The sequence below is a fragment of the Verrucomicrobia bacterium S94 genome (assembly GCA_004299845.1).
Classification (GTDB): Bacteria; Verrucomicrobiota; Kiritimatiellia; order Kiritimatiellales; family Pontiellaceae; genus Pontiella.
This window is the reverse complement of the sequence record CP036201.1, coordinates 1,998,421-2,017,883: the sequence shown is the minus strand read 5'-3', so window position 1 is coordinate 2,017,883 and position 19,463 is coordinate 1,998,421. Positions and strand designations below refer to the sequence as shown.

At 51.7% G+C, this 19,463-nt stretch carries 12 protein-coding genes; 5 read left to right on the top strand and 7 right to left on the bottom strand.

All coding sequences use genetic code 11. From position 1 onward, the window contains the following. The first annotated feature begins 102 nt into the window (after positions 1–102). Positions 103–1,824: a biosynthetic-type acetolactate synthase large subunit gene (gene ilvB, locus EGM51_08520; GenBank protein QBG47432.1), complete on the top strand. Its 1,722-nt coding sequence runs from the start codon at positions 103–105 to the stop codon at positions 1,822–1,824. Between the two features lie 36 nt (positions 1,825–1,860). After that, positions 1,861–2,343 (top strand): acetolactate synthase small subunit, encoded by a 483-nt coding sequence (ilvN, locus tag EGM51_08515; protein ID QBG47431.1) that lies wholly within the window; start codon positions 1,861–1,863, stop codon positions 2,341–2,343. Positions 2,344–2,404: 61 nt separating this feature from the next. Here ilvN and EGM51_08510 read toward each other — a convergent pair whose 3' ends face one another. The 4 genes from EGM51_08510 to EGM51_08495 form a co-directional block, all read right to left on the bottom strand. Continuing rightward, positions 2,405–4,072 (bottom strand): hypothetical protein, encoded by a 1,668-nt coding sequence (locus EGM51_08510; GenBank protein QBG47430.1) that lies wholly within the window; start codon positions 4,070–4,072, stop codon positions 2,405–2,407. Positions 4,073–4,279: 207 nt separating this feature from the next. After that, complete coding sequence (locus tag EGM51_08505) at positions 4,280–6,295, bottom strand: 1,4-alpha-glucan-branching enzyme (GenBank protein QBG47429.1); 2,016 nt, start codon at positions 6,293–6,295, stop codon at positions 4,280–4,282. 8 nt (positions 6,296–6,303) lie between these two features. Then, positions 6,304–7,902 (bottom strand): glycogen synthase, encoded by a 1,599-nt coding sequence (locus EGM51_08500; protein QBG47428.1) that lies wholly within the window; start codon positions 7,900–7,902, stop codon positions 6,304–6,306. Positions 7,903–7,963: 61 nt separating this feature from the next. Then, positions 7,964–12,169 carry a glycogen debranching protein gene (locus tag EGM51_08495; GenBank protein ID QBG47427.1) on the bottom strand — a complete coding sequence of 1,402 codons (4,206 nt, stop codon included), beginning with the start codon at positions 12,167–12,169 and terminating at the stop codon, positions 7,964–7,966. 71 nt (positions 12,170–12,240) lie between these two features. Between EGM51_08495 and EGM51_08490 the strand changes: the two genes are divergently transcribed. From EGM51_08490 to EGM51_08480, 3 genes are all read left to right on the top strand, one after another. Further along, positions 12,241–12,420, top strand: a complete 180-nt coding sequence (locus EGM51_08490) for a hypothetical protein (protein QBG47426.1) — start codon at positions 12,241–12,243, stop codon at positions 12,418–12,420. A gap of 82 nt (positions 12,421–12,502) precedes the next feature. Then, positions 12,503–13,846, top strand: coding sequence for a Trk system potassium transporter TrkA (trkA, locus tag EGM51_08485; GenBank protein QBG47425.1), 1,344 nt, complete (start codon positions 12,503–12,505; stop codon positions 13,844–13,846). Between the two features lie 6 nt (positions 13,847–13,852). Continuing rightward, positions 13,853–15,310 carry a TrkH family potassium uptake protein gene (locus EGM51_08480; protein QBG47424.1) on the top strand — a complete coding sequence of 486 codons (1,458 nt, stop codon included), beginning with the start codon at positions 13,853–13,855 and terminating at the stop codon, positions 15,308–15,310. A 98-nt stretch (positions 15,311–15,408) separates the two neighbouring features. On the opposite strand, the gene EGM51_08475 is transcribed toward EGM51_08480, so the two are convergent. The 3 genes from EGM51_08475 to EGM51_08465 all read right to left on the bottom strand — a co-directional run bounded on the left by EGM51_08475 (position 15,409) and on the right by EGM51_08465 (position 19,306). Continuing rightward, a complete protein-coding gene (locus EGM51_08475; protein ID QBG47423.1) occupies positions 15,409–16,500 on the bottom strand; it encodes a hypothetical protein in 1,092 nt (363 codons plus the stop codon). A 387-nt stretch (positions 16,501–16,887) separates the two neighbouring features. Then, positions 16,888–18,093 (bottom strand): hypothetical protein, encoded by a 1,206-nt coding sequence (locus EGM51_08470; GenBank protein QBG47422.1) that lies wholly within the window; start codon positions 18,091–18,093, stop codon positions 16,888–16,890. A gap of 25 nt (positions 18,094–18,118) precedes the next feature. Continuing rightward, positions 18,119–19,306, bottom strand: a complete 1,188-nt coding sequence (locus EGM51_08465) for a hypothetical protein (protein ID QBG47421.1) — start codon at positions 19,304–19,306, stop codon at positions 18,119–18,121. Positions 19,307–19,463 lie beyond the last annotated feature (157 nt).

The window sequence follows — 19,463 nt, the reverse complement described above, 5'->3', positions numbered from 1 at the left end:
TTGTGTTTTTGGATATGTTTTTGCTGTCTAAGCTTTATTGATCAAATTTATTGACAAAATTATGGGCTATAATAAGGTTTGTTTGTTTTTGGAGGTAATATTATGACAAGTAAGGTAATGGAAGGCGGGCAGGCATTGATTCGGTGTCTGGAGAGTGAGGGGGTTGAGTATATATTCGGCTACTCCGGTGGAGCGGCAATTCCGATTTTCGACGCGCTGGTTACGACCAACACCAAAATCAAGTTTGTACTTGTTCGTCATGAGCAGGGTGCGGCTCATATGGCGGACGGTTATGCGCGTGCGACGGGCAGGCCGGCTGTGGTACTGGTCACCAGTGGGCCGGGGGCCACCAATACACTGACGGGTATTATGACGGCTCAGATGGACTCGGTTCCGATGATTGTTCTCACGGGACAGTCGGTATCGTGGATGCTGGGCAAGGATGCTTTCCAGGAGGCGGATATCTTCGGTATTACGATGCCGGTGGTTAAACATTCCTATCTGGTTAAGGAAACCAATGATATTCCGCGTATTGTGCGTGAGGCTTTTCATATTTCAACAACAGGTCGGCCGGGCCCGGTTCTGATCGACATTCCCAAGGATATCAGTGCGGGTCCCTGTACAGCGGATCTGCATGCTGAAATGGATCTGCCCGGATATCGGATCAATTATACTGTAGAGAATGAGAAGATTCTGGAAATTGCCGAAGCGCTTTCAAAATCCTCCCGTCCGTTGATTCTGGCGGGTCATGGAGCCATGATTTCAGGTGCTGATTCGGCTTTGGTTGCTCTGGCGGAAAAAGCGCAGATTCCGGTGACGACGACGTTGCTGGGTAAGGGCGTTTTTCCGGAAACCCACGAACTTTCGCTGGGTATGCTCGGAATGCATGGAACGGCTTATGCGAACAAGGCGGTCTGTGAATGTGACCTGCTGCTGAATATCGGTTCGCGGTTTGATGACCGTATTCTGGGGCAGCCGGACCAATTCTGCAAAGATGCAACGATTATTCATATCGATATTGATGCTGCGGAGATCGGTAAGATGATTCAGCCGCAGATCGCCTGCGTTGCCGATGCAAAGACGGCGTTGGATGAGCTGATTAAGCATGTTCCGTTGCTGGAAACGGGTGCGTGGCGGAAAACGCTGGATGGATATAAGGCGAAGCATCCGCTGAAGTTCAAGCGGCAGGGCAGCCTGAAGATGCAGCATATCATTGATGAGTTCTATAAACTGACTGATGGTAAGGCGGTTGTAGCCACGGATGTCGGTCAGCATCAGATGTGGGCGGCACAGTTTTATAAAAGCGACAGTCGTTACAATTGGCTGAGTTCGGGCGGTGCCGGGACGATGGGCGTCGGTCTTCCGTACACCATCGGGGCAGCTTTCGGCCGTCCGGATGATATTCATGTCTGTTTTGTTGGTGACGGCGGTTTTCAGATGACCTTCTTTGAGCTGGCAACGGCGGCACTGCATAAACTGCCGATCAAAATCGTCGTGCTGAATAATCATTATCTGGGCATGGTTCGTCAGTGGCAGGAGCTGTTCTACGAGGACCGTAAGAGCGGGGTGGATCTGGAAGGTAATCCGGATTTTGTCAAGCTGGCGGAATCGTTCGGAATTAAAGGGTTCAATCTGCGTCGTCCGGGCGATGTTAAACGTGTTCTGCAGAATGCACTGGATTATAATGAGGGGCCGTGCCTGATTAACTGTGAAGTGGAAAAGGCTGATAATGTATTTCCGATGGTTCCGGCCGGAGCTGCGCTGGAAAACATGCTGATTGAACCACCGACCGTTAAACTGGACAAACCGACGGGTTCCACTTAATCGAGGAGAGAGATAATGCTTAATCAGGATAAAAACATGCACACACTGAGTGTTTACGTTTCAAACAAACCGGGCGCGCTGGCGCGTATTGCCCAGGTATTCTCCCGCCGTGGCTTCAATATTGAGTCGCTGGTTGTTTCCCCGGCAGTGGACGGCCAGTTTTCCCGCATGACGATCAGTTGCAGTGGCGAGTCGGAAGGTCTGGACCAGATCATAAAGCAGCTTATGAAGCTGATTGATGTGCTTCATTGCATTGACCATACCTACGATGAGTCGGTGACCAAGGAAATGGGCCTCATCAAGATAGCCGTAGATAGTGAAGGGCGCTCTGAAGCACTTCAGATTGCTGAGCACTATGGCTGTAAAACGGTTGATCTTACACCGGAATCCATGATTTTACAGGTCGTCGGTAATCCGGATAAAATCGATGCGCTGGAAGAGATGATTGCCAAGTTTAAAATCATCGAGCTGGTACGTACCGGAAAAGTGGTAATGAGCCGCGGTCAGGATTTAACCTGACCGGTTTTCCGGAGTCTGAAGACGCCGTTCTTTTATAAAGGCGGCGTTCTTTTTTTTGAAATTACTGGAAATAACTGAGTGGGAGGTGTTCCTGCCCTTCAGCATCGCGAAGCTGAACAACTTTATCGCTGGTGGTATGGAAACGCTGGTCGACGCCGGTATTGGTCGGGCAGCCTACAATATCGATCAGTTCTTTCATCAGGAACTGAAGGTGGTCACCACTGTTGGCGGCCAGGTCGATCAGATCGCGCTGGTCGCGGGTAATTTCACCGACAAAGCCTCCGAGCATCATTTCAAGAGAGGCGGTAATGGCCGTGAGCGGCTGCATCAGTTCCTGTGCAACTTCGGCAAGAGCGGCCAGGAGTTCATCCTGAGTCATATTCCGACCATGTCCGCCAATAGTTCCGGCTTCTCCTTCTTTGAGCTGTCTGGAAAGCACATCCAGTTTTTCCTTGGTCGTGAAAATGGTGTCATCCAGATTTTCATTGGCCTGACCGAGCAGGTCTTTAACCGTGGTGCCGTCCGCGCTTTCGGACTTCATCATTTTTTCGAGGCGCTCGAAGACCGTGGTCAATGTATTGAGTCCATCGGCGATCTGCGGATGTGCCTTTCCGCTTTCCACGACAATGCGCCGCCACTCTGAGGGGGGAAAATCTGTATCCGCAAGCAGCTCTTCAGCAGTGGCCGTCCCGCGACTATGAATGAACTCCTGCAGTTCATGTTTCTGCTTTTCGACAGCTTTTCGATGTTCCATGTACTGCATGGCCGCCATTTCGAAGCTGAGTTCTTCGTTCATATTCTGAATGGCCTGAACAATTTCTCGATCAAGTTCCGGGTCGTTGCTGCCTTTGAGCGCACGCATTTTGTCGAGCAGTGTTTTTTCGAGAAGCAAAAGTGCTTTCTGCAGACCCGCTTTTCCGTTGTGGTCTTTGAAAGGGGGTTGTGTGCGCAGTCCGTCGTAGGTTCTGCGCAGGCTGCCCAGGATAATATCACTCAGGGATTCTCCGGATAGGTCGGACATTTTCTGGCGTATTGCAACCGACTCCAGGATAATTTGTCCCAGCTTGGCGGGATCGGAGGCCAGCTCTGATAGACCTTCTCCGACATGATCTGCCGAGTCGATTTCAGTGTCGCCTTTGAGAAAGGCGACAATCTGATCAACATGTATGTTGGACGAACTGTGCCGGGAGGTGCCATCAAGGTTATACGTGCCGTCGAGGTCGTAAGCGGCATTGTTTCCGATATCGGTTTTCAGGGCAACCGCTTCATCGTCATGCACGGCTTTGTAGTGGGTTTGGTCGGAGGTGATGTGTGAAAGTTTTGCCTGATCCATTCCGGTCTGAAATTCTTCGGCTTCTCTGCTGGAAAGAAGCTGAATGAGATCAATCAGTTCATTTCGGGTGATGCCTTTGCTGATTTTCAGTGCGGTGATGTTCAGACGACAAAGTCTTTTTTCAAGTGATTTGTGCAGTGTGCTGACAACCCGGACGGGTGTTTCATCGATAGTCAGCATACCATTGAATGCTCCAAGCAGTACTTTTTTCCGGGTGGAAAAAAGGCTTTTCATGGCCACTTCGGCAATCACTATAGCGGCTTCAACTGCGGGATGCTGCTGTCCGTATGTGGTGGCAATGTTGACGGAGCGGCTCAGCTCATTAAGTGCGTTCACCAGCGCTTCGTCTTTAATGGGCTCGAATTGATGGCCCGAAAATTTGGATTCAGATGGCATGCTAAACTCGCGTTGAATTTGATGCGCAAGATTAAGCAGTTTTTATGCCTATGTGAAGAAGAGATAAATTTTATAATGATCAAGAGTTGTTTTCAATAATATTTTATAGAAAATGCGTAAATCTTTAATAAAAAACGGTTTAATAATTATTAATGGTATCGGAATTGCTTGTTCTATTTTGTAATAACATACTGCGTTGCAACTGGATCAGTCGGAGATGCGCTGGAGAATAAAAGCGCATCGTGCGGGAATATAGAGGTTGATCACGTTTCGGTCGTTTTCTCCGTCGTTGAAGGAAAAACTGTGATATTCCTGATCGGCCTCAACGAGATCATGACCGCCGAATTCCGGTGCATCAGAGTTGAGAACCAGTTTATAGATTCCTGGAGAAGCATCGACAGAGTAGTCCGTAAATGATTGTGTCGGATTGAAATTAAGTACGAAAAGAAGGTCTTTTCGTTCAAAGGCAATCATTTTGTCCGCTTCATTGATCAGACGGAAAATAGGGTCGTCAGAACCGATTACCTGATGGTCGCGTATGAGTTTCATCAGTGCCTGGTCAAAATCGGCAAGGAAGTGGAATTTCAGAGTCGGATCATCCCGCAGGCTCCATTGCCGGCGTGCATAATGATAGGACCAGCCGTTGCCTTCCCTGGGAAAATCGATCCATTCGGGATGGCCGAATTCGTTGCCCATAAAGTTGAGATAGCCATGGCCGGCGGCGCCTGCGGTGGCCAGACGGGCCATTTTATGCAGGGCAATTCCGCGGTCCACCACCAGATTCTGAGCATCAAGATGCATATTGTAATACATTTCTTTGTCGATCAGTTCAAAGATAAACGTTTTGCCGCCGACCAGCGCCTGGTCATGCGATTCCACATAGGAAATCACCTGTTCGTCCGGGCGGTGGCTGGTCAGCTCGTGGTAGAGCCAGCCCATATTCCACTCTTCGTCCGGAACATCATTGGAAAGTTTGAACCAGCAGTCGGGCGCGCCCATGGCCAGGCGGTAATCAAAACCGCATCCGCCTTCTGCGACCGGGGAGCCGAGTCCGGGCATGCCCGAGACGTCTTCCGCTATAGTAATTGCTTCGGGTCGAACTTCATGAATCAGCTTGTTGGAGAGTGCAAGATAGGCATAAGCGTCCAGATCACAGGATCCATCAAAATAGTTGCTGTAGTCTCCGAACGAGGTGCCCAGGCCGCGATGGTGATAGAGCATACTGGTGACCCCGTCAAAGCGGTATCCATCAAAATTGAATTCATCGAGCCAGTATCGGGCATTTGAAAGCAGAAAATGGAGAACTTCGGGTTTTCCATAATCGAAGCAGCGCGAATCCCAGGCTTCGTGGTAACCGCGGGCCCCATCATGAAAATACTGATAGAGGGTTCCGTCGAATCGGGAGAGCCCCTCTTCTTCATTTTTGACTGCATGCGAATGGACCAGGTCCATAATTACAGCAAGACCGGCCTCATGGCAGGCATCGACCAGTTCCTTCAGTTCTGCAGGCGTGCCGAAGCGGGAGGATGATGCGAAAAAGTTGGAAACATGGTATCCGAACGAACCGTAATACGGATGTTCCATAATGCCCATAAACTGGACGGTATTATAACCCATCTCAACGATGCGCGGCAGAATTTTTTCCTTATATTCCAGATAAGACCCGATTTTAGCTTCTTCCTGAGCCATTCCCACATGTGATTCATAGATCAGGGGAGCACCGATCGGTTTTGCCGGCTTGGGAAATTTCCAGATATACGGTTCTTCCGGGTGCCAGACCTGTGCACTGAAAATATGAGTCTCTTCGTCCTGCACCGCACGTCGGCAGTATGCCGGCAGCCGTTCGCCTTCACCGCCGGGCCAGTAGATTTTCAGTTTATACAGATCGAGATGTTCGATGGTTTCGCGGGGAAGTTCAATTTCCCAGACTCCGTGGCCGTCTCCGTAATGCAGTGCAAATTCATCCAGCTGTTTCCAGTTGGTGAAATCGCCGATCAGATACATGGCAGTGGCGTTGGGGGCCCATTCGCGAAAAATCCATTTTTCATCGCGGAAATGGAGTCCGAAATATTCATGCCCGTTGGCAAATTCGTCGAGCGACATTTTTCCTCCGGTCAATCGCTCTTCAACAAATTGAATATGGTTCGCACGCTGCTGAATCTGTCCCATATAGGGTTCCAGCCAGGGGTCGTCAGTAAGTTTGGCAAGGTTCGGGGCTCTCATAAAAAATCCTATTTAGCGTTCTCAAACACTTCATCCACCAGCGGACGGTGCAGCATTTCCTGATACATATCGATGTAGGCCTGAGCGGTCACTTCGTGATTAAAGCGCTCTTTGCCTTCTTTCATCACACGGCCCACATGGGTTCCGCGAGTGTGCTCATCCAACCGGTAAAAATCCATGGCCTGATCAATCGCCCATTCCAATCCGTTGCCATCGTAGGTCTCAAACAGGAAACCGTTGCCGGTTCCGCCGGCGATATCCATCTGACTGACGGAATCGTGCAGTCCGCCGGTATCCCGGACAATAGGCAGTGATCCGTAAATGGTGCTGGTCATCTGCGGCAGCCCGCAGGGCTCGAAGAGGGAGGGCATCAGCATGAAGTCCGAAGCGGCAAAGCCGATATGGGAAAGTCCCTCTTCAAAATCGCAGACAGCAACGCGTTTGTAGAGATCATGCTGATGGATAATATCGTGAAAAACCTGCTGAAAGGCGCCATTGGCCACAAAGGCAATCTGCAGCCCTTCAGCCCGGTATTTATCGACAATACGGTAAAGGATTTCTGCAACCAGCTGGCAGCCTTTCTGCACCGGGTCCAGACGCGACGGCCAGAACAGCAGCGGAGCATCCGGATTGATTTCGAGGCCCAGCCGTTCCTGTAACCAGATCTTGTTTTGGCGTTTGGCATCATAATGATCAAGAACGCCGTATTTGCGGATCAGATGATCATCTGTTTCAGGGTCGCAGGAGGCATCCGGCGAATTCAGAATGCCCCGAGCACAGCCTGCATGAAATTTACAGGAAACCTCCCACTGAATATTACCCGGGACAAAGTCGTGCCGGTTATCGACGATTTCCTTCAGGAAAGTCGGACTTACAGTGTTGATGAAGTGCGAGGCAAAAATACCGCTGCAGAGAAAGTCTACCGGATTATTTTCCCGGGCTTCAAAATAGTTGGCTGACGGCCATCCGAAATAGAGATTGCTCCAGAACTCGGCGGCATCAATGCCGCGGTCCTCAATGTGTGCCAGTGTGGTTTTCACGGTGTGGATGTTATGAAACGTGAAAAGGCTCGGTATGCCGAGCATACGGGCCTCGGCCGGGATCAGACCGGTCATCCAGTCGTTGCAGTGAATCAGGTCCGGCTTGACCGTGGGGATGATGTTGTTGATCACTTCGCGCTGAAAGGCGAGGGCGATCTTCATATCGGTCTCTTCGGAATTGCTGTATACGCGGTCCTGATAATAAAAAATCCGGTCTTCCGCCAGGTGAATGCGGTCGTCCGGAAGTTTACTTTTGTAGATAAGCAGTTCGTTGTCGATGAATCCGCCAATGTCAACATGGAACATTTTGCGGTAGTGGGGAAGGGCGACATGGACATCGGCCCCCAGTTCATAAAGGGAGGAAACCAGCGATGCAGAAACATCGGCCAGTCCGCCGGCTTTTGCGGAGAGGCGGTTGGTCATGTTCCCCATACCCTCCGGGAGATAGGTGATCTCCGGGGTCACGATTAGGATTCGCGGTCCTTTCTTTCTTGCGACCCGTTCAGTTTTTCTGCTTACTTTTTTCGCTACCTTCTTTGCCGTCTTTTTCTTTTTTTGGTCAGCCATTACATCCCCTTAATTCCTCATGTGATCAAAACAATAGGCGGAGGGGTTTACAAGCATATACTCAGGCCTTTAACTGCTTGACCACGCGGTAAAGTTCGGTCACGCCCCAGGCCTGAGCTCCGCAACCTCGCTGGGTGTGCGGGGTGTTGCCGTCGATCACCTCCGGGCTCTGACGCAGACAGCCGTGATTAATGAGCTCCGACGCACTGCCAAGAATGGCCAGAGCGGTTTCCCTGGCTTCGTCACCGTAAATCATCACCAGCGCTTCGGCATACGATGGAAACGGCCAGGTCCAGGCGGTGCCGTTATGGTAGGCCGGTTTGCGACGGGTATCCTCATCGCCGGAATAATGGCCCCAGTACGGCCGTTGCGGATCATTCAGCAAATGGCCGTCGTAATAAACGGGGCAGGGATGCTGCACAGGACGATCAGCGAGGCTGCGTATTGCGCCGGGAATCAGCAGCTGTTCGCAGGCTGCAATAATCTGTTTACAGAGATTGGAATCCGTTACGGCACCCAATGTAACCGCCAGCAGCTGATTCGACCGCAGGGCATCATCCTTTTCCGCATCGAAGGCACTCATACCCGGTTCGGCAGAAAGGCAGTCGGCCAGATAGGTGAAATCTTCCGCTTCAATCAGGAACAGTTCCGAGATCGATTTTTCAACCTGTTTCGCCAGCTTTTTCCAATCAGGGGATGCATCCAGTTCGGCCAGCATATTCAGGGCATATTTCCACATCGACTGGATTTCAATCGGATAGCCCTGGCGGGGTGTACCTGCCGGATAATTCGTATCCATCCAGGTGTAGTGCGACGGACTGAAAATGAGACCGGAACGCTCATCAAACCAAATGCCGTTTTCTGTGCCCTGCATCAGACCGTTCGCCAGTGCAACCAGAACCTCCTTCACAGTCCGCCCATCGCCGCAGTCGGTCTTCAGCAGGTTCTTATTTCCCTGTGCCTTCATGAGTTCATCGCAGGCCACAAAAAGCCAGAGCGGGGCGTCTGAGGTTTCACGGTTGTTGTCATCGTTGCCGCGGATCATGTTGGGGATGGTGCCGCCTTTTTCATATTTGGCAAACTGCAGCAGAATATGCTGCGCCTCTTCCAGCAGACCGGCGGCAATAATGCCGCGCAGGCAGATCAGTGTATCGCGGCCCCAGTCGAGAAACCATGGATATCCGGCAATCACGGTCTGGAAATCATCGCGTTTCACAATGAACTGTTTCATCGCGAGCTTCATCGCCTCTTCAATGGAAACGGTTTTATTTTTAATGCACAGCGTCGGTTTTTCAAAGGTCGGGGCTCCGTTTACGGCGGCCGTCAGTTCGGCGGTCTGTCTGCCTTTGAGTTCGGTTTTAAAGTAGCCGGGGCTCCATAGATCGCTCTCGCCGTCAATGCCGCGCTCGCGGTCAACCGGATGCTGCACCATGTAATACCATTCCGGCTCGGAGTGGAATTCCCCTTTTTTCAGCTCCAGTTTAAGGCGACGGTCCGGCGACGGGGCAAATTCAAATCCGTTTTTCAACGGCCGGAGGGCGGGAGGCCAGTGTACTTCCGGTCCGTTCATCGCCTTGGTGACTTCATGGGTGTTCCGGTCTTCAATATCCGGCCGCAGAATCAGAGTGACGGGGAATTTATCGGCCAGATGCTCGGGATCGCCGCCGGCGGGTTCCCGGACAAAACTCAGTTTTACGGCGTTGGTATCCGGGTGCATCTGCAGGGCGACTTTCAGGGGAATCAATAAACCTTCTCCCACCGGCACAGCAAAGTTCCAGATCACTGTGCCGTCGTCGGCCACCGAAAAGCGTTTCTGGCAGTCGAGCGTCAGTTCGTTGGAATAATCGCGACAGATTATCCACGCCCGGCAGCGTGTAAACAGCGTATGCCGATCCACAGGTACGTCCGGGTCGAGGTTGGCCATCAGCAGCCCGTCATATTTACTGCGAATTTCCGCCCAGGCGACGCGTACCTGCGATAGTGCGCCGTGTTTGTTCGTGCAGATGGCATAGCGGTCTTTATCATGAATCGTCCCCGCTTTACAGGTGGTGATCACTTTCGCATCCTTTTCAGCACAGAGCTGCATGAGCGGTGCTTCAACCTTTTTAATTGTATCCTCAAAAACGGTCAGTTTAAGCGTCAGATCCGAATGCTCCGCCGGCGTTTCCAGCGGTAGGAAAAGGGCGAATGTCCCGCCGTCCGGCTGAGTTAGTGATTTTTCATGCGCCAGCGTTTTTCCGTTTTTATCTTTGAGCTCGGCAATGAACCCGACCGGCGCTTTGACCAGTAGAAAATGGCCTGGCGGAAGCATTACGGTGCGGTACTGATCGCGCGGCCATTGCCAGGTGGTGAGCACCGGTTTTCCGCCGGCCAGCTCTTCGCAGATTCCTTTCGGGTCTTCAGGCAGTTTGCGGGTATCGGCGTTTTTCACTAATTGGAAATGATGAAATACATCCATAGTTTTTGCTTTCAGCATTTGCTGTTCTGCTGCTCCGGTTCCTGCATATTGGGTTTCCAACGTCCGGGAGACATCGTTCATCCATGCCGGATTATCCGTCAGACAGAGTACCTGGCCCGGCTGCAGTACAAAAGAGGATCCGTTGTGCGTCACGGTGTCGGCCGATATCAGGTCGGTTTTAAATCCGCTGAAATCGCCCTGCCATTCCACAAAACCGTTTCCCTCATGGTTCAGGTTGGCCAGCACGAGCAGGCGGTGTTCGCCGGAGGCATCGGTGCGCAGGATGGCCGCGGAGTTGTGATAGTTTCTGGTGATGATTTCCACTTTGCCGCCTGCGTGGAAAGAGGGGTGGATTTCCAGGATCGCATGAATGCGACGGATCCAGTCGATCATATTGGGCTCCGCCCCCCAGTTCAGCGAATGGGCATTGTGTACATTGATCTGTGTGTCGGCATACCACTCAACCCCGTTGGCAAAACCGAAGGCTCCGTTATGGGTTGTCAGTGCGCAGAACGCGACCCGCAGCCGGGCAAAAATGTGTGAGACCGCCGCAAGCCGCGAATTGTCGTGCGTTTCCGCAAAATGGATCAGGTTGCCCTTGCTTTCCGAAACGCGGATGGATTCCGGCAGATAGCTGTCCACCTGAGCCTGATCATAGTTCTGGAAAATTTCGGAATAGGCCCAGTTCATACCGGAATCGGCCAGCAGGTGTTCGGTCACATGTTTATGGCCGCCGAGGCCTTCAAGCATGAAAACCGTATCCGGATATTCCATGCGCACTTTTGCAATAATGTACTGCCAGGCTTCGAACGGCACCATATAGCCTGCGTCGCAGCGGTAGCCGTCTACCCCCTTACGGCACCAGAAAAGAAAAACTTCGGCCAGTTCTTTCCAGAGTTCGCGGTGTTCATGGTTGAGTTCGACCAGGTCGGCCCAGACATCGCCCCAGGCACCGGGCGATTTAAATTTTCCGTCCTCTTTTCGCTCAAACCAGTCGGGATGGTTGATCTGAAGCCAGGAGCCCCAGCCGGTATGGTTGATCGGCATATCCATATACAGCCGGGCATTGCGACGGTGAACTTCGTCGACCAGTTCCTCAAACTGCTCCAGAGGAGTGGTCAGTTTATCAAATTCGGCATGAACCGGATCGACGTTGAAAAGGTCGAGCGGTGCAAACGCACTGCCGAAGCGGCCCATCCGGCCATAGGTAGTCGGGGTGGGGTGGACCGGCAGTAACTGCACAATTTTGCATCGCAGGGTGCCGATGATAAAGTCGAGTTCGTGAATCAGATCACGGAATTTTCCGGCTTTTGGAATCACGGTATAGCCCGCGCGGTCCAGCTGGTGGATGGCATGTTCGTCGCGTGGATCGATAGCCCCTTTATATTTGGCTTCGCCGAACTGCCGCACAAAGGCGGTGTACATCGTGTTGCCTGCGCAGGTTTCGGCCGGCTCGACTTTCAGCACGGAATTGCCGCCATCCGGCCAGCAGATATGCTTTGTTCCGGTTTCAATAAAATAGGCCTTTGCCTCAAAACGGCCGACACCGAGCAGCGGCAGGGTGAGGGTGAAGGTGTCTTCGCTCTCTGCTTTCATCGGAAAATCATGCCAGTCGCGCGACAGCGGGGGCAGCCCCTGTTCCGCATACAGGATGATTTCAGTGTGGCGGGTGTGGGCGTGGCCGATATTGGCGCGAAGCCAGGCCTTCCCTTTTTTCCCGGTTTTGTTGGTGAGTGTGAAAGTCACGGTATCGCCGCGGAAATGGATGGTATGTTCACCCGGTGCCGGGTGCTGAATCAGATGGCCCATAAAAAAATCCCGGTTTTCAATTCGTTCAAAAAGACAGAAGACTGAAGTTCTTATAAGCGGGAATGCTTCCGATGTCTGGAAAAAAGGACTGGAGTTTTAGCGGGAATCGGGCCGGGCGCGGAATTTCGGATCATAATAAGGCACTGAATGCGGTGGAGATTATAAGAGAGCATCCGGAAGGTGTCATGGTGGTTCAAAAGGAGGCGAAACTATGGGAGCAGCCGCTGCTGTTCTGTTTTTTTTATCTGTAAGCAGACGATTGTTATTGCGGTTTTTTATTGATAAGTTCGACGGCTTTAAGCATATACGACCGCTTTTTGGCGGGGGACATCAATGCGAATAGTGATTATCGGAGCAGGAAATGCGGGTCGCCAGCTGGCCAAACGGTTGTGCGATGAGAAGCATAGTGTCGTCATGATTGATCAGGATGCACGTGCGCTGGCATCAGCCGAAGCGGAATTGGATATTCTGGCCGTCTGCGGACCGGGCTCGAACCCGCGGGTGCTGGAAGAGGCGCAGGTGGGGAAATCGGATCTGCTGATTGCGGTCACGGATAACGACGAAATAAATATCCTTTCCTGTCTGCTGGGTCATGCCGCCGGGGTGCAGGGAAAAATCGCACGGGTCACGAATCCCGATTTTCTTGATACCTCCTCCGGATATGACCTCAAAAAAATGGGCATCGATCTGGTCATCAACCAGAAACAGGAATGTGCACGGGAGGTCTTCAATATGCTGCAGATGCCCGGCGCCACGGAGGCTTTCGACCTGTTTGCGGGCAAAGTGATGGTGGCCGGTTTTGCCATTAACGCCATGAGTCCGCTGCTCGAACGTACGCCGGCTGAATGTGATCGGCTGGATCTGATTCAGAGTGTCCGTGTGATTGCGATTCGCCGCGATGATGAACTGGTTGTTCCGCATGGAAATACGGTTTTCAAGCAGAACGATGTGGTTTATCTCGTTGGTCGCCGCGAAGATATTTCCAATTTCTTTAAGTGGGTGCAGCCCGACATTGAACCTTTTGAAAAAGTGATCATTGCAGGCGGCGGCGATCTGGGCCTCATGCTTGCAAAATGTATTGAAAATGAGGTCGATACCGTGTTGCTGGAGCAGGATGAAGAGCGTGCCCGGTTTTGTTCAACGGAGTTGAATAAAACGCTGATTCTACGTGCCGATGCTCTGACCGAAAGTGCATTGGAAGAATCGGGGCTTCATGATAAGACCGCTTTTGTGGCCCTGACCGGCGATGATGAAGGCAATATTATGAACTGCCTCATGGCGCAGAAAAAGGGAGCTTCGTTTACGGCAACACAGATTACCCGCACCGATTTTATTCCGGTGGTGGAACAGCTCTACCTGGTGAACCGGGTGGTCAGTCCTTACATTTCTACGGCCAATGCCATTCTGCACTGGCTCCGCTCTAAAAAGGTTCGTGCCGCTTCGCTGCTGCATAACCTGCCCGGCGAACTGCTGGATGTGGTTGTTGCGGCAAACCATAAAGTCGACGGCATGCAGATCAAGGATATCAAAATTCCATCGACGGCGATTATTGCCACCGTAATGCGTGAAGGCGAAGTGGTTACTGCAACCGGCGACCTTCAGTTGCAGGCTGAAGACCGGGTCCTGGTTTTCTGCCATCCGGATGCCGTGAAGAAGATTCAGTCGATTTTTCTCTGATCCATTATGAACAAGCGCGCTGTATTTCATTTGGTTTCGTATATGACGCTGGTTATCGGCGTGGCCATGATCCTGTGTGCGGGAATTTCGTTTGCATATGATGAGCCCCTGCGCGTTCAGCTTGATCTGATTTATCCCGGGGTGATTGCCATTGCCTGTGCCGCGCTGGTCGGTTACATCACACGCGGAGAAGTTAATCTGTCGCGTCGCGACGGTTTCGGTATTGTGACCTTCGGTTGGATTTCGGCGACGATCTTCGGTTCGCTGCCCTATGTTTTTTCCGACGTGATTCATCATCCGGTTTCGGCCATGTTTGAAACGATGTCCGGATTCACCACCACCGGGGCTTCGGTGCTGAGTAATCTGGAGGAGATTCCGCGCGGTATCCATTTCTGGCGCGCGCTGACCCACTGGTTCGGCGGCATGGGGGTGCTGGTACTCTGCGTGGCGATTCTTCCGTTTCTCGGCGTCGGCGGCATGCAGATTTACCGGGCTGAAATGCCGGGTCCTTCGAAAGACCGTCTCACGCCGCGCATCGCCACCACGGCCAAACTGCTCTGGGGGGTATATGCACTGCTGACCGTAGTCGAGGCTGCGCTGCTGAAATTTGCAGGCGGAATGGACTGGTTCGATGCCTTCTGTCACGCCTTCGGGACGATGGCCACCGGCGGCTTTTCCACCCGTTCGGCCAGTGTCGGGGCCTATGACTCAGCGGTCATCGATACCATTATTACGATCTTCATGTTTATGGCCGGGGTGAACTTTTCGCTGCACTATTACGCGCTTACCGGCAAACCGAAACGCTATTTTCAGGATCCGGAATTCCGCTTCTATACGTTTTTTCTGCTCGGATCGATTCTCTTTCTGACGTTTAATATCTGGACCCATGGCTGGGCGGATGGATCGTTCTCGCGCTGCTTTCGCGATTCCGCGTTTACGGCCACATCCATTATCACAACAACCGGTTTCGGAACGGCTGACTTTGATCTGTGGCCGAATGCCAGCCGGCTGCTGCTGGTGGTGATGATGTTTATGGGCGGTTGTGCGGGTTCGACCGGCGGCGGCATGAAAATTGTCCGCGTTTTTATCATGTTCAAAAAGATGCTGCGCGAGCTCAAACTGTTTATGCGGCCCTCTGCCGTCATTCAGATGAAGCTGGGCGGCAAGCCGGTGGAGCAGGAGATTATCTCGCACATCTCTGCTTTCTTCGCGATTTTTGTTTTTATCTTTGCCCTCGGGTCCATTGTTATGACCTTTTTTACGCCGGACCTCGTGACGGCCTGTACGTCGGTAGTGGCCACGCTCGGGAACATTGGTCCCGGTTTGAAGGCTGTCGGTGTGACGCAGAACTTTGCTGACATTTCGCCGCTGGGTCAGGCCATCCTGACCTTCTTCATGCTGCTCGGCCGTCTGGAGCTCTACACCGTGCTCATTCTCTTCCTGCCCAGCTATTGGAAAAAGTAGATCGACGGATGCAAAGGTGGGGTTGACTATCGGTGCTGCCACCTGAGTGGCAGTGTGTTTTCTGTATACATTGGTCTGTGGCCTGCAATGGGGCCCATTTAATCCAGAGGTTCCTGAGCTCCGGTCTGATGAAGGTAGTCGGAAATCCCGCTTCCTGACAGACTGGACAGGGCGGCCTGTTTTGCTGTTTCCGGATCTTCAGCCGCCAGAGAGACCAGTACACTTACCTTGGCCTTTTCCTTTTTTGCCGGATTCAGAATGCCGGTTTCGATCATGTCGAACAGCTCAGTATGGGACTCCAGGCCGCTTTTGGTGGTATTAACATAGGCCAGAACGGCTTCATCTCTGGCATCGCCTTCTGCCAGATTCTGAACCCAGCTTTTCGCGGCGGCAGGATTGCGGTCGATCCATTGACTCAAAACGGGTTCTATAAAATAGGTCTGTTCTTCAACGGATCGTTCAGTGACCAGCCAGTTTGCCGCCTGCATAGGGTCCTGTTGAGCCCAGGGGGTGATGACGGTTTCAATAGCGGCATCGTGGTTGCTGTTCGGGATATAATTGATCAGCTGCGCAGCCGCCAGCGGATCGCGGCTGGCGAGTCCGCTGATAATGGCGGGCAAAACATGTTCACGGTCCATTGAGCTGAGGGTATTGGCCCAGTTTATGGCTTCTTCAACATCACGTTCGGCCCAGGCGGCAGCAATGCCGCGCAGACCGTAATCGCGTTCCCCTCCCGGCAGAGGGGGCAGCAGATCGACAGCCTCTTCCGGCGACTGAGCGGCCAGCTGATAATAAACCTCGTTCAATGCCGTGTTTCTGTCCGCCACATTGCCCAGTGTTTCAGCCCATTGAAAGGCGGTTTCCGTTGAGCCGTTCTCAATCAGCCCACGGATGATGACCGAGGAGCCGCTGACCTGATTCCACGGTTCCATATAATTACGGGTGAAAAGTGAGGCTTCATTGATTTTATAAAATTCAGCCGCTGCCACCGGATCTGTTGTCGACCATTCTGCGAGAATCATGGATATCATTTCATTTTTCAGATGCTTCAGCCGTTTGGCCTCGGTTAGAGCGGCCGAAGGATCCTGTTTGGCCCAGACCGAAAAAAGAGCGGGGGTTCGTATCGCCTGATCTTCCAGGGGCAGAAGGTTCAGTTGGCGGGATTCCTCTGAAAGTTCATCCCTGCTCATGGAGCTGAATTCTTGGATTTGGCGGGCAACAGTATTGTCGGAAACCGAAAAGAAAGGAGGTTCTTCAGATGAAATCAGGGCAGTGTTTTTTTCCGATTGTTCAATCTGAGGTTCAGGCTGGCGCAACAGTTTTTCAATAGGTTGTACTTCAGGGGAATGATCCGTTGTTCTTCCCAGTATGAAACCAAGTGTGACTGCGCCCAAAATAGAGCCGATTCCAGTTGGAGAGTTCAATTTCATATTTCTTTCTTGTTGAGCAGGGTTCGGTAATTGGAATCAAGATCCGGAAACCGGATATAGAGGTTTTATGAAAGATACGTTCGAGATGGTAACGAGAGAATAACCGGAGCCATCATGGCTCCGGTTTATTACTCTTCAGTGACAACGTTATTTCCAAGGGCGGTTTTTTTCCGAGTCTGAATGATGATAGATCCGGGTGGAGATGATGGGGTTAACAAAGGCTCCTGTTTTACTGAGGTTCCAGGTGGAGTGCGCGCTTCTCGTGAGTCCATAGTCGCCAATGACCGCACAGGAGGGGCCAACATTACCGCTGGTATTATTTTCGCGATATATTTTCTGTAACTCTGATTTCGGATAAAAGTCTAAATGAGACCAGCGGGTCGGCACCCCTCCGCTCCAGTATACCGCATTCACATTGCCCATGGAAAGTTTACCGAAACTCCCGGTCGTCAGGTTATGTTCTCTGATTTCGTCTGCCGTAAATGCCCATGTCCCTCCTTTTTCATTGAGAATGGCAAATTCGCTGCCTACCGCGCTGACGCCGTTCATAAAGACATTACCACAGTTTAACACATGCGGCTGAAGCATGATTGCTGCCTGCCCTTGTTCTGATGTTGTGTTATTCGCTTTACAGTCAAATACTCCGCCGTATCCGCTCAACGTCATGATTTTCCAGTCGCCGCATTCAAAACGAAGTGCTACACCGTTTTTACATTTAATATTCCAGAAAGTGCCACGGGTAACCGCTTGAAACTGAGCAACGCCATACCCGTAATTTGATTGAAATTGGGTGATATTTCCAAATGAAATATCGGTGGCTGATTTATTCGTATTCTGATCCCATGTTGCACCGAGAGTTGGATATCTGGTCTGGTGAGGGTCCTGAACATTCACATTAGAAACCAAGGCGTTACGAACGCTGCTTAACAAAACGCCGCGTGCATTGTTGACATCCGGCATCTCCATCGTGAACCGTCCGCCAATGCCGCGAATGCTGGTATTGGCAATATCCCCACTCATGTTAAACATAACGCCCTCTTTATGAAGGGTGATTTTGGACCCGGTCTGTACCGTAATGTGGACATCGGATTTAAGGTTAACATTGACTACGCGGTAGTTGCCTTTCGGAACGTGAACCCTGCCGCCACCGGCAGAGGCCACTTGATTAATGGCTTTCTGGAAGACCCAGCTGTCATCCCAGCCGGAAGTGGAAAACCCTGCACTTCCGAGGGTGATCACTTTTTTGGGCCATTTATAGCTGGCCGGTTCGCTGTATCCGGCTTCTGCAGTAAGGTGAACGCTGAAGCAGAATGATATGAGTACAAACGTGCGTGAGTATATTGTGAATTTCATCAGGGACTCCTTTGGGGGGTATCGGTTACAGATTCCTGAATTTCCAGGTGGGATGGTTGTATCCCGATCGGATCGTCAGCGGATTCACATATGCACCGGTTTTGCTGAGATTCCAGGTGGTGCGGCTGTCGGCAATGCCGAAATCGCCGATCACTGCGATAGACGGTCCGATGTATCCGGAGAGGTTGTCCGCCGGATCGATTTTGCTGAGTTCGGATTCCGGGAAATAATCAAGATGCGGCCACCGTGTCGGAACACCGCTTGCTTTATAGACGCCGTTGATGTTGCCCATGGAAATGTTTCCAAACGTTCCGGTGGTCAGGTTGTGCTGTGCAATTTCCTCGGCGGTGTATTTCCAGGTTCCGCCTTTTTCATGGAGAACAGCGAATTCGCTGCCGACCGTGTTGACACCGTTAATAAACACATCACCGCAGTGACGGGTATGCGGCTGAAGCATGACCGCAGCCTGTCCGTATTCGGACGTGATGTTTGTGGCCTTCACATTGTAAACGCCGCCGCGATCAGCCAGGTTCATTTCCTTCCAGCCGGTTTCAAAACGGGCCGGCACACCGCCTTTGCCCTTCAGGTTGTAGAAATTCATGCTGGTGCCGGCCTGCGACTGCATGACGCCGTAACCGTAATGCTCTTTATCCTGAGTAATGTTGCCGACCGTAATGTCCAGCGGCGTACCGTCGGTATTACGGTTCCAGCCGATGGAAATACTCTGATGCACCGTGTAATAGGGATCATCTACGTTGATGTTTTTAACCATTCCGTTTCTGACATGGGAGATTCCGATAACCAGCGCTTTTGAATAGTCCGGAAGTTTTGCGGTCCAGCGGCCGCCGACGCCGCGGATACTGGTGTTCGCAATATTATTCTCCATGGCAAAAATCGGCTTCCCGTCGGTATGCAGCGTAATGGTTGTTCCGCCCTGAATTTCGATATGCACATTGGATTTCAGTTGTACATTGGCGGCCCGGTAGCTGTCTTTCGGAACATACACCTTTCCGCCGCCGGCATTGGCGACATCATTAATGGCTTTATTAAACACCCAGGTATCGTCCAGGCTTCCGGTAGAATATCCGCTGTCACCCAGCCGGATAATTTTTTTGGGCGCGGTATAACTGGCCGGTTCCGAATAAAACGCCTGCGTATTTAAACCGCATAGAGTCAACGAAACGGCGAATGCCGCCGGGGTTGTTTTAATCATGATTTTCTCCTTTTTTATATATTTGCCGAGCAGGTCCAAGAGCAAAATATCCGACAGACTTCCGGATATCCTTTGTCTTCAGATCTTCGATGAAACTTCCTCTTATGCCGATGTGTGAATCACCATCGGAGTAGCGGCCGGAAACACAGGTTGATAT

Bases quoted from the DNA above. Each gene is read 5' to 3' on its own strand.
- EGM51_08495 (QBG47427.1), bottom strand. From the start codon at position 12,169: ATGGGCCATCTGATTCAGCACCCGGCACCGGGTGAACATACCATCCAT.
- EGM51_08470 (QBG47422.1), bottom strand. From the start codon at position 18,093: ATGAAATTCACAATATACTCACGCACGTTTGTACTCATATCATTCTGC.
- EGM51_08465 (QBG47421.1), bottom strand. From the start codon at position 19,306: ATGATTAAAACAACCCCGGCGGCATTCGCCGTTTCGTTGACTCTATGC.
- EGM51_08490 (QBG47426.1), top strand. From the start codon at position 12,241: ATGTCTGGAAAAAAGGACTGGAGTTTTAGCGGGAATCGGGCCGGGCGC.
- EGM51_08510 (QBG47430.1), bottom strand. From the start codon at position 4,072: ATGCCATCTGAATCCAAATTTTCGGGCCATCAATTCGAGCCCATTAAA.
- EGM51_08480 (QBG47424.1), top strand. From the start codon at position 13,853: ATGAACAAGCGCGCTGTATTTCATTTGGTTTCGTATATGACGCTGGTT.
- ilvB (QBG47432.1), top strand. From the start codon at position 103: ATGACAAGTAAGGTAATGGAAGGCGGGCAGGCATTGATTCGGTGTCTG.
- EGM51_08475 (QBG47423.1), bottom strand. From the start codon at position 16,500: ATGAGCAGGGATGAACTTTCAGAGGAATCCCGCCAACTGAACCTTCTG.
- EGM51_08505 (QBG47429.1), bottom strand. From the start codon at position 6,295: ATGAGAGCCCCGAACCTTGCCAAACTTACTGACGACCCCTGGCTGGAA.
- ilvN (QBG47431.1), top strand. From the start codon at position 1,861: ATGCACACACTGAGTGTTTACGTTTCAAACAAACCGGGCGCGCTGGCG.
- trkA (QBG47425.1), top strand. From the start codon at position 12,503: ATGCGAATAGTGATTATCGGAGCAGGAAATGCGGGTCGCCAGCTGGCC.
- EGM51_08500 (QBG47428.1), bottom strand. From the start codon at position 7,902: ATGGCTGACCAAAAAAAGAAAAAGACGGCAAAGAAGGTAGCGAAAAAA.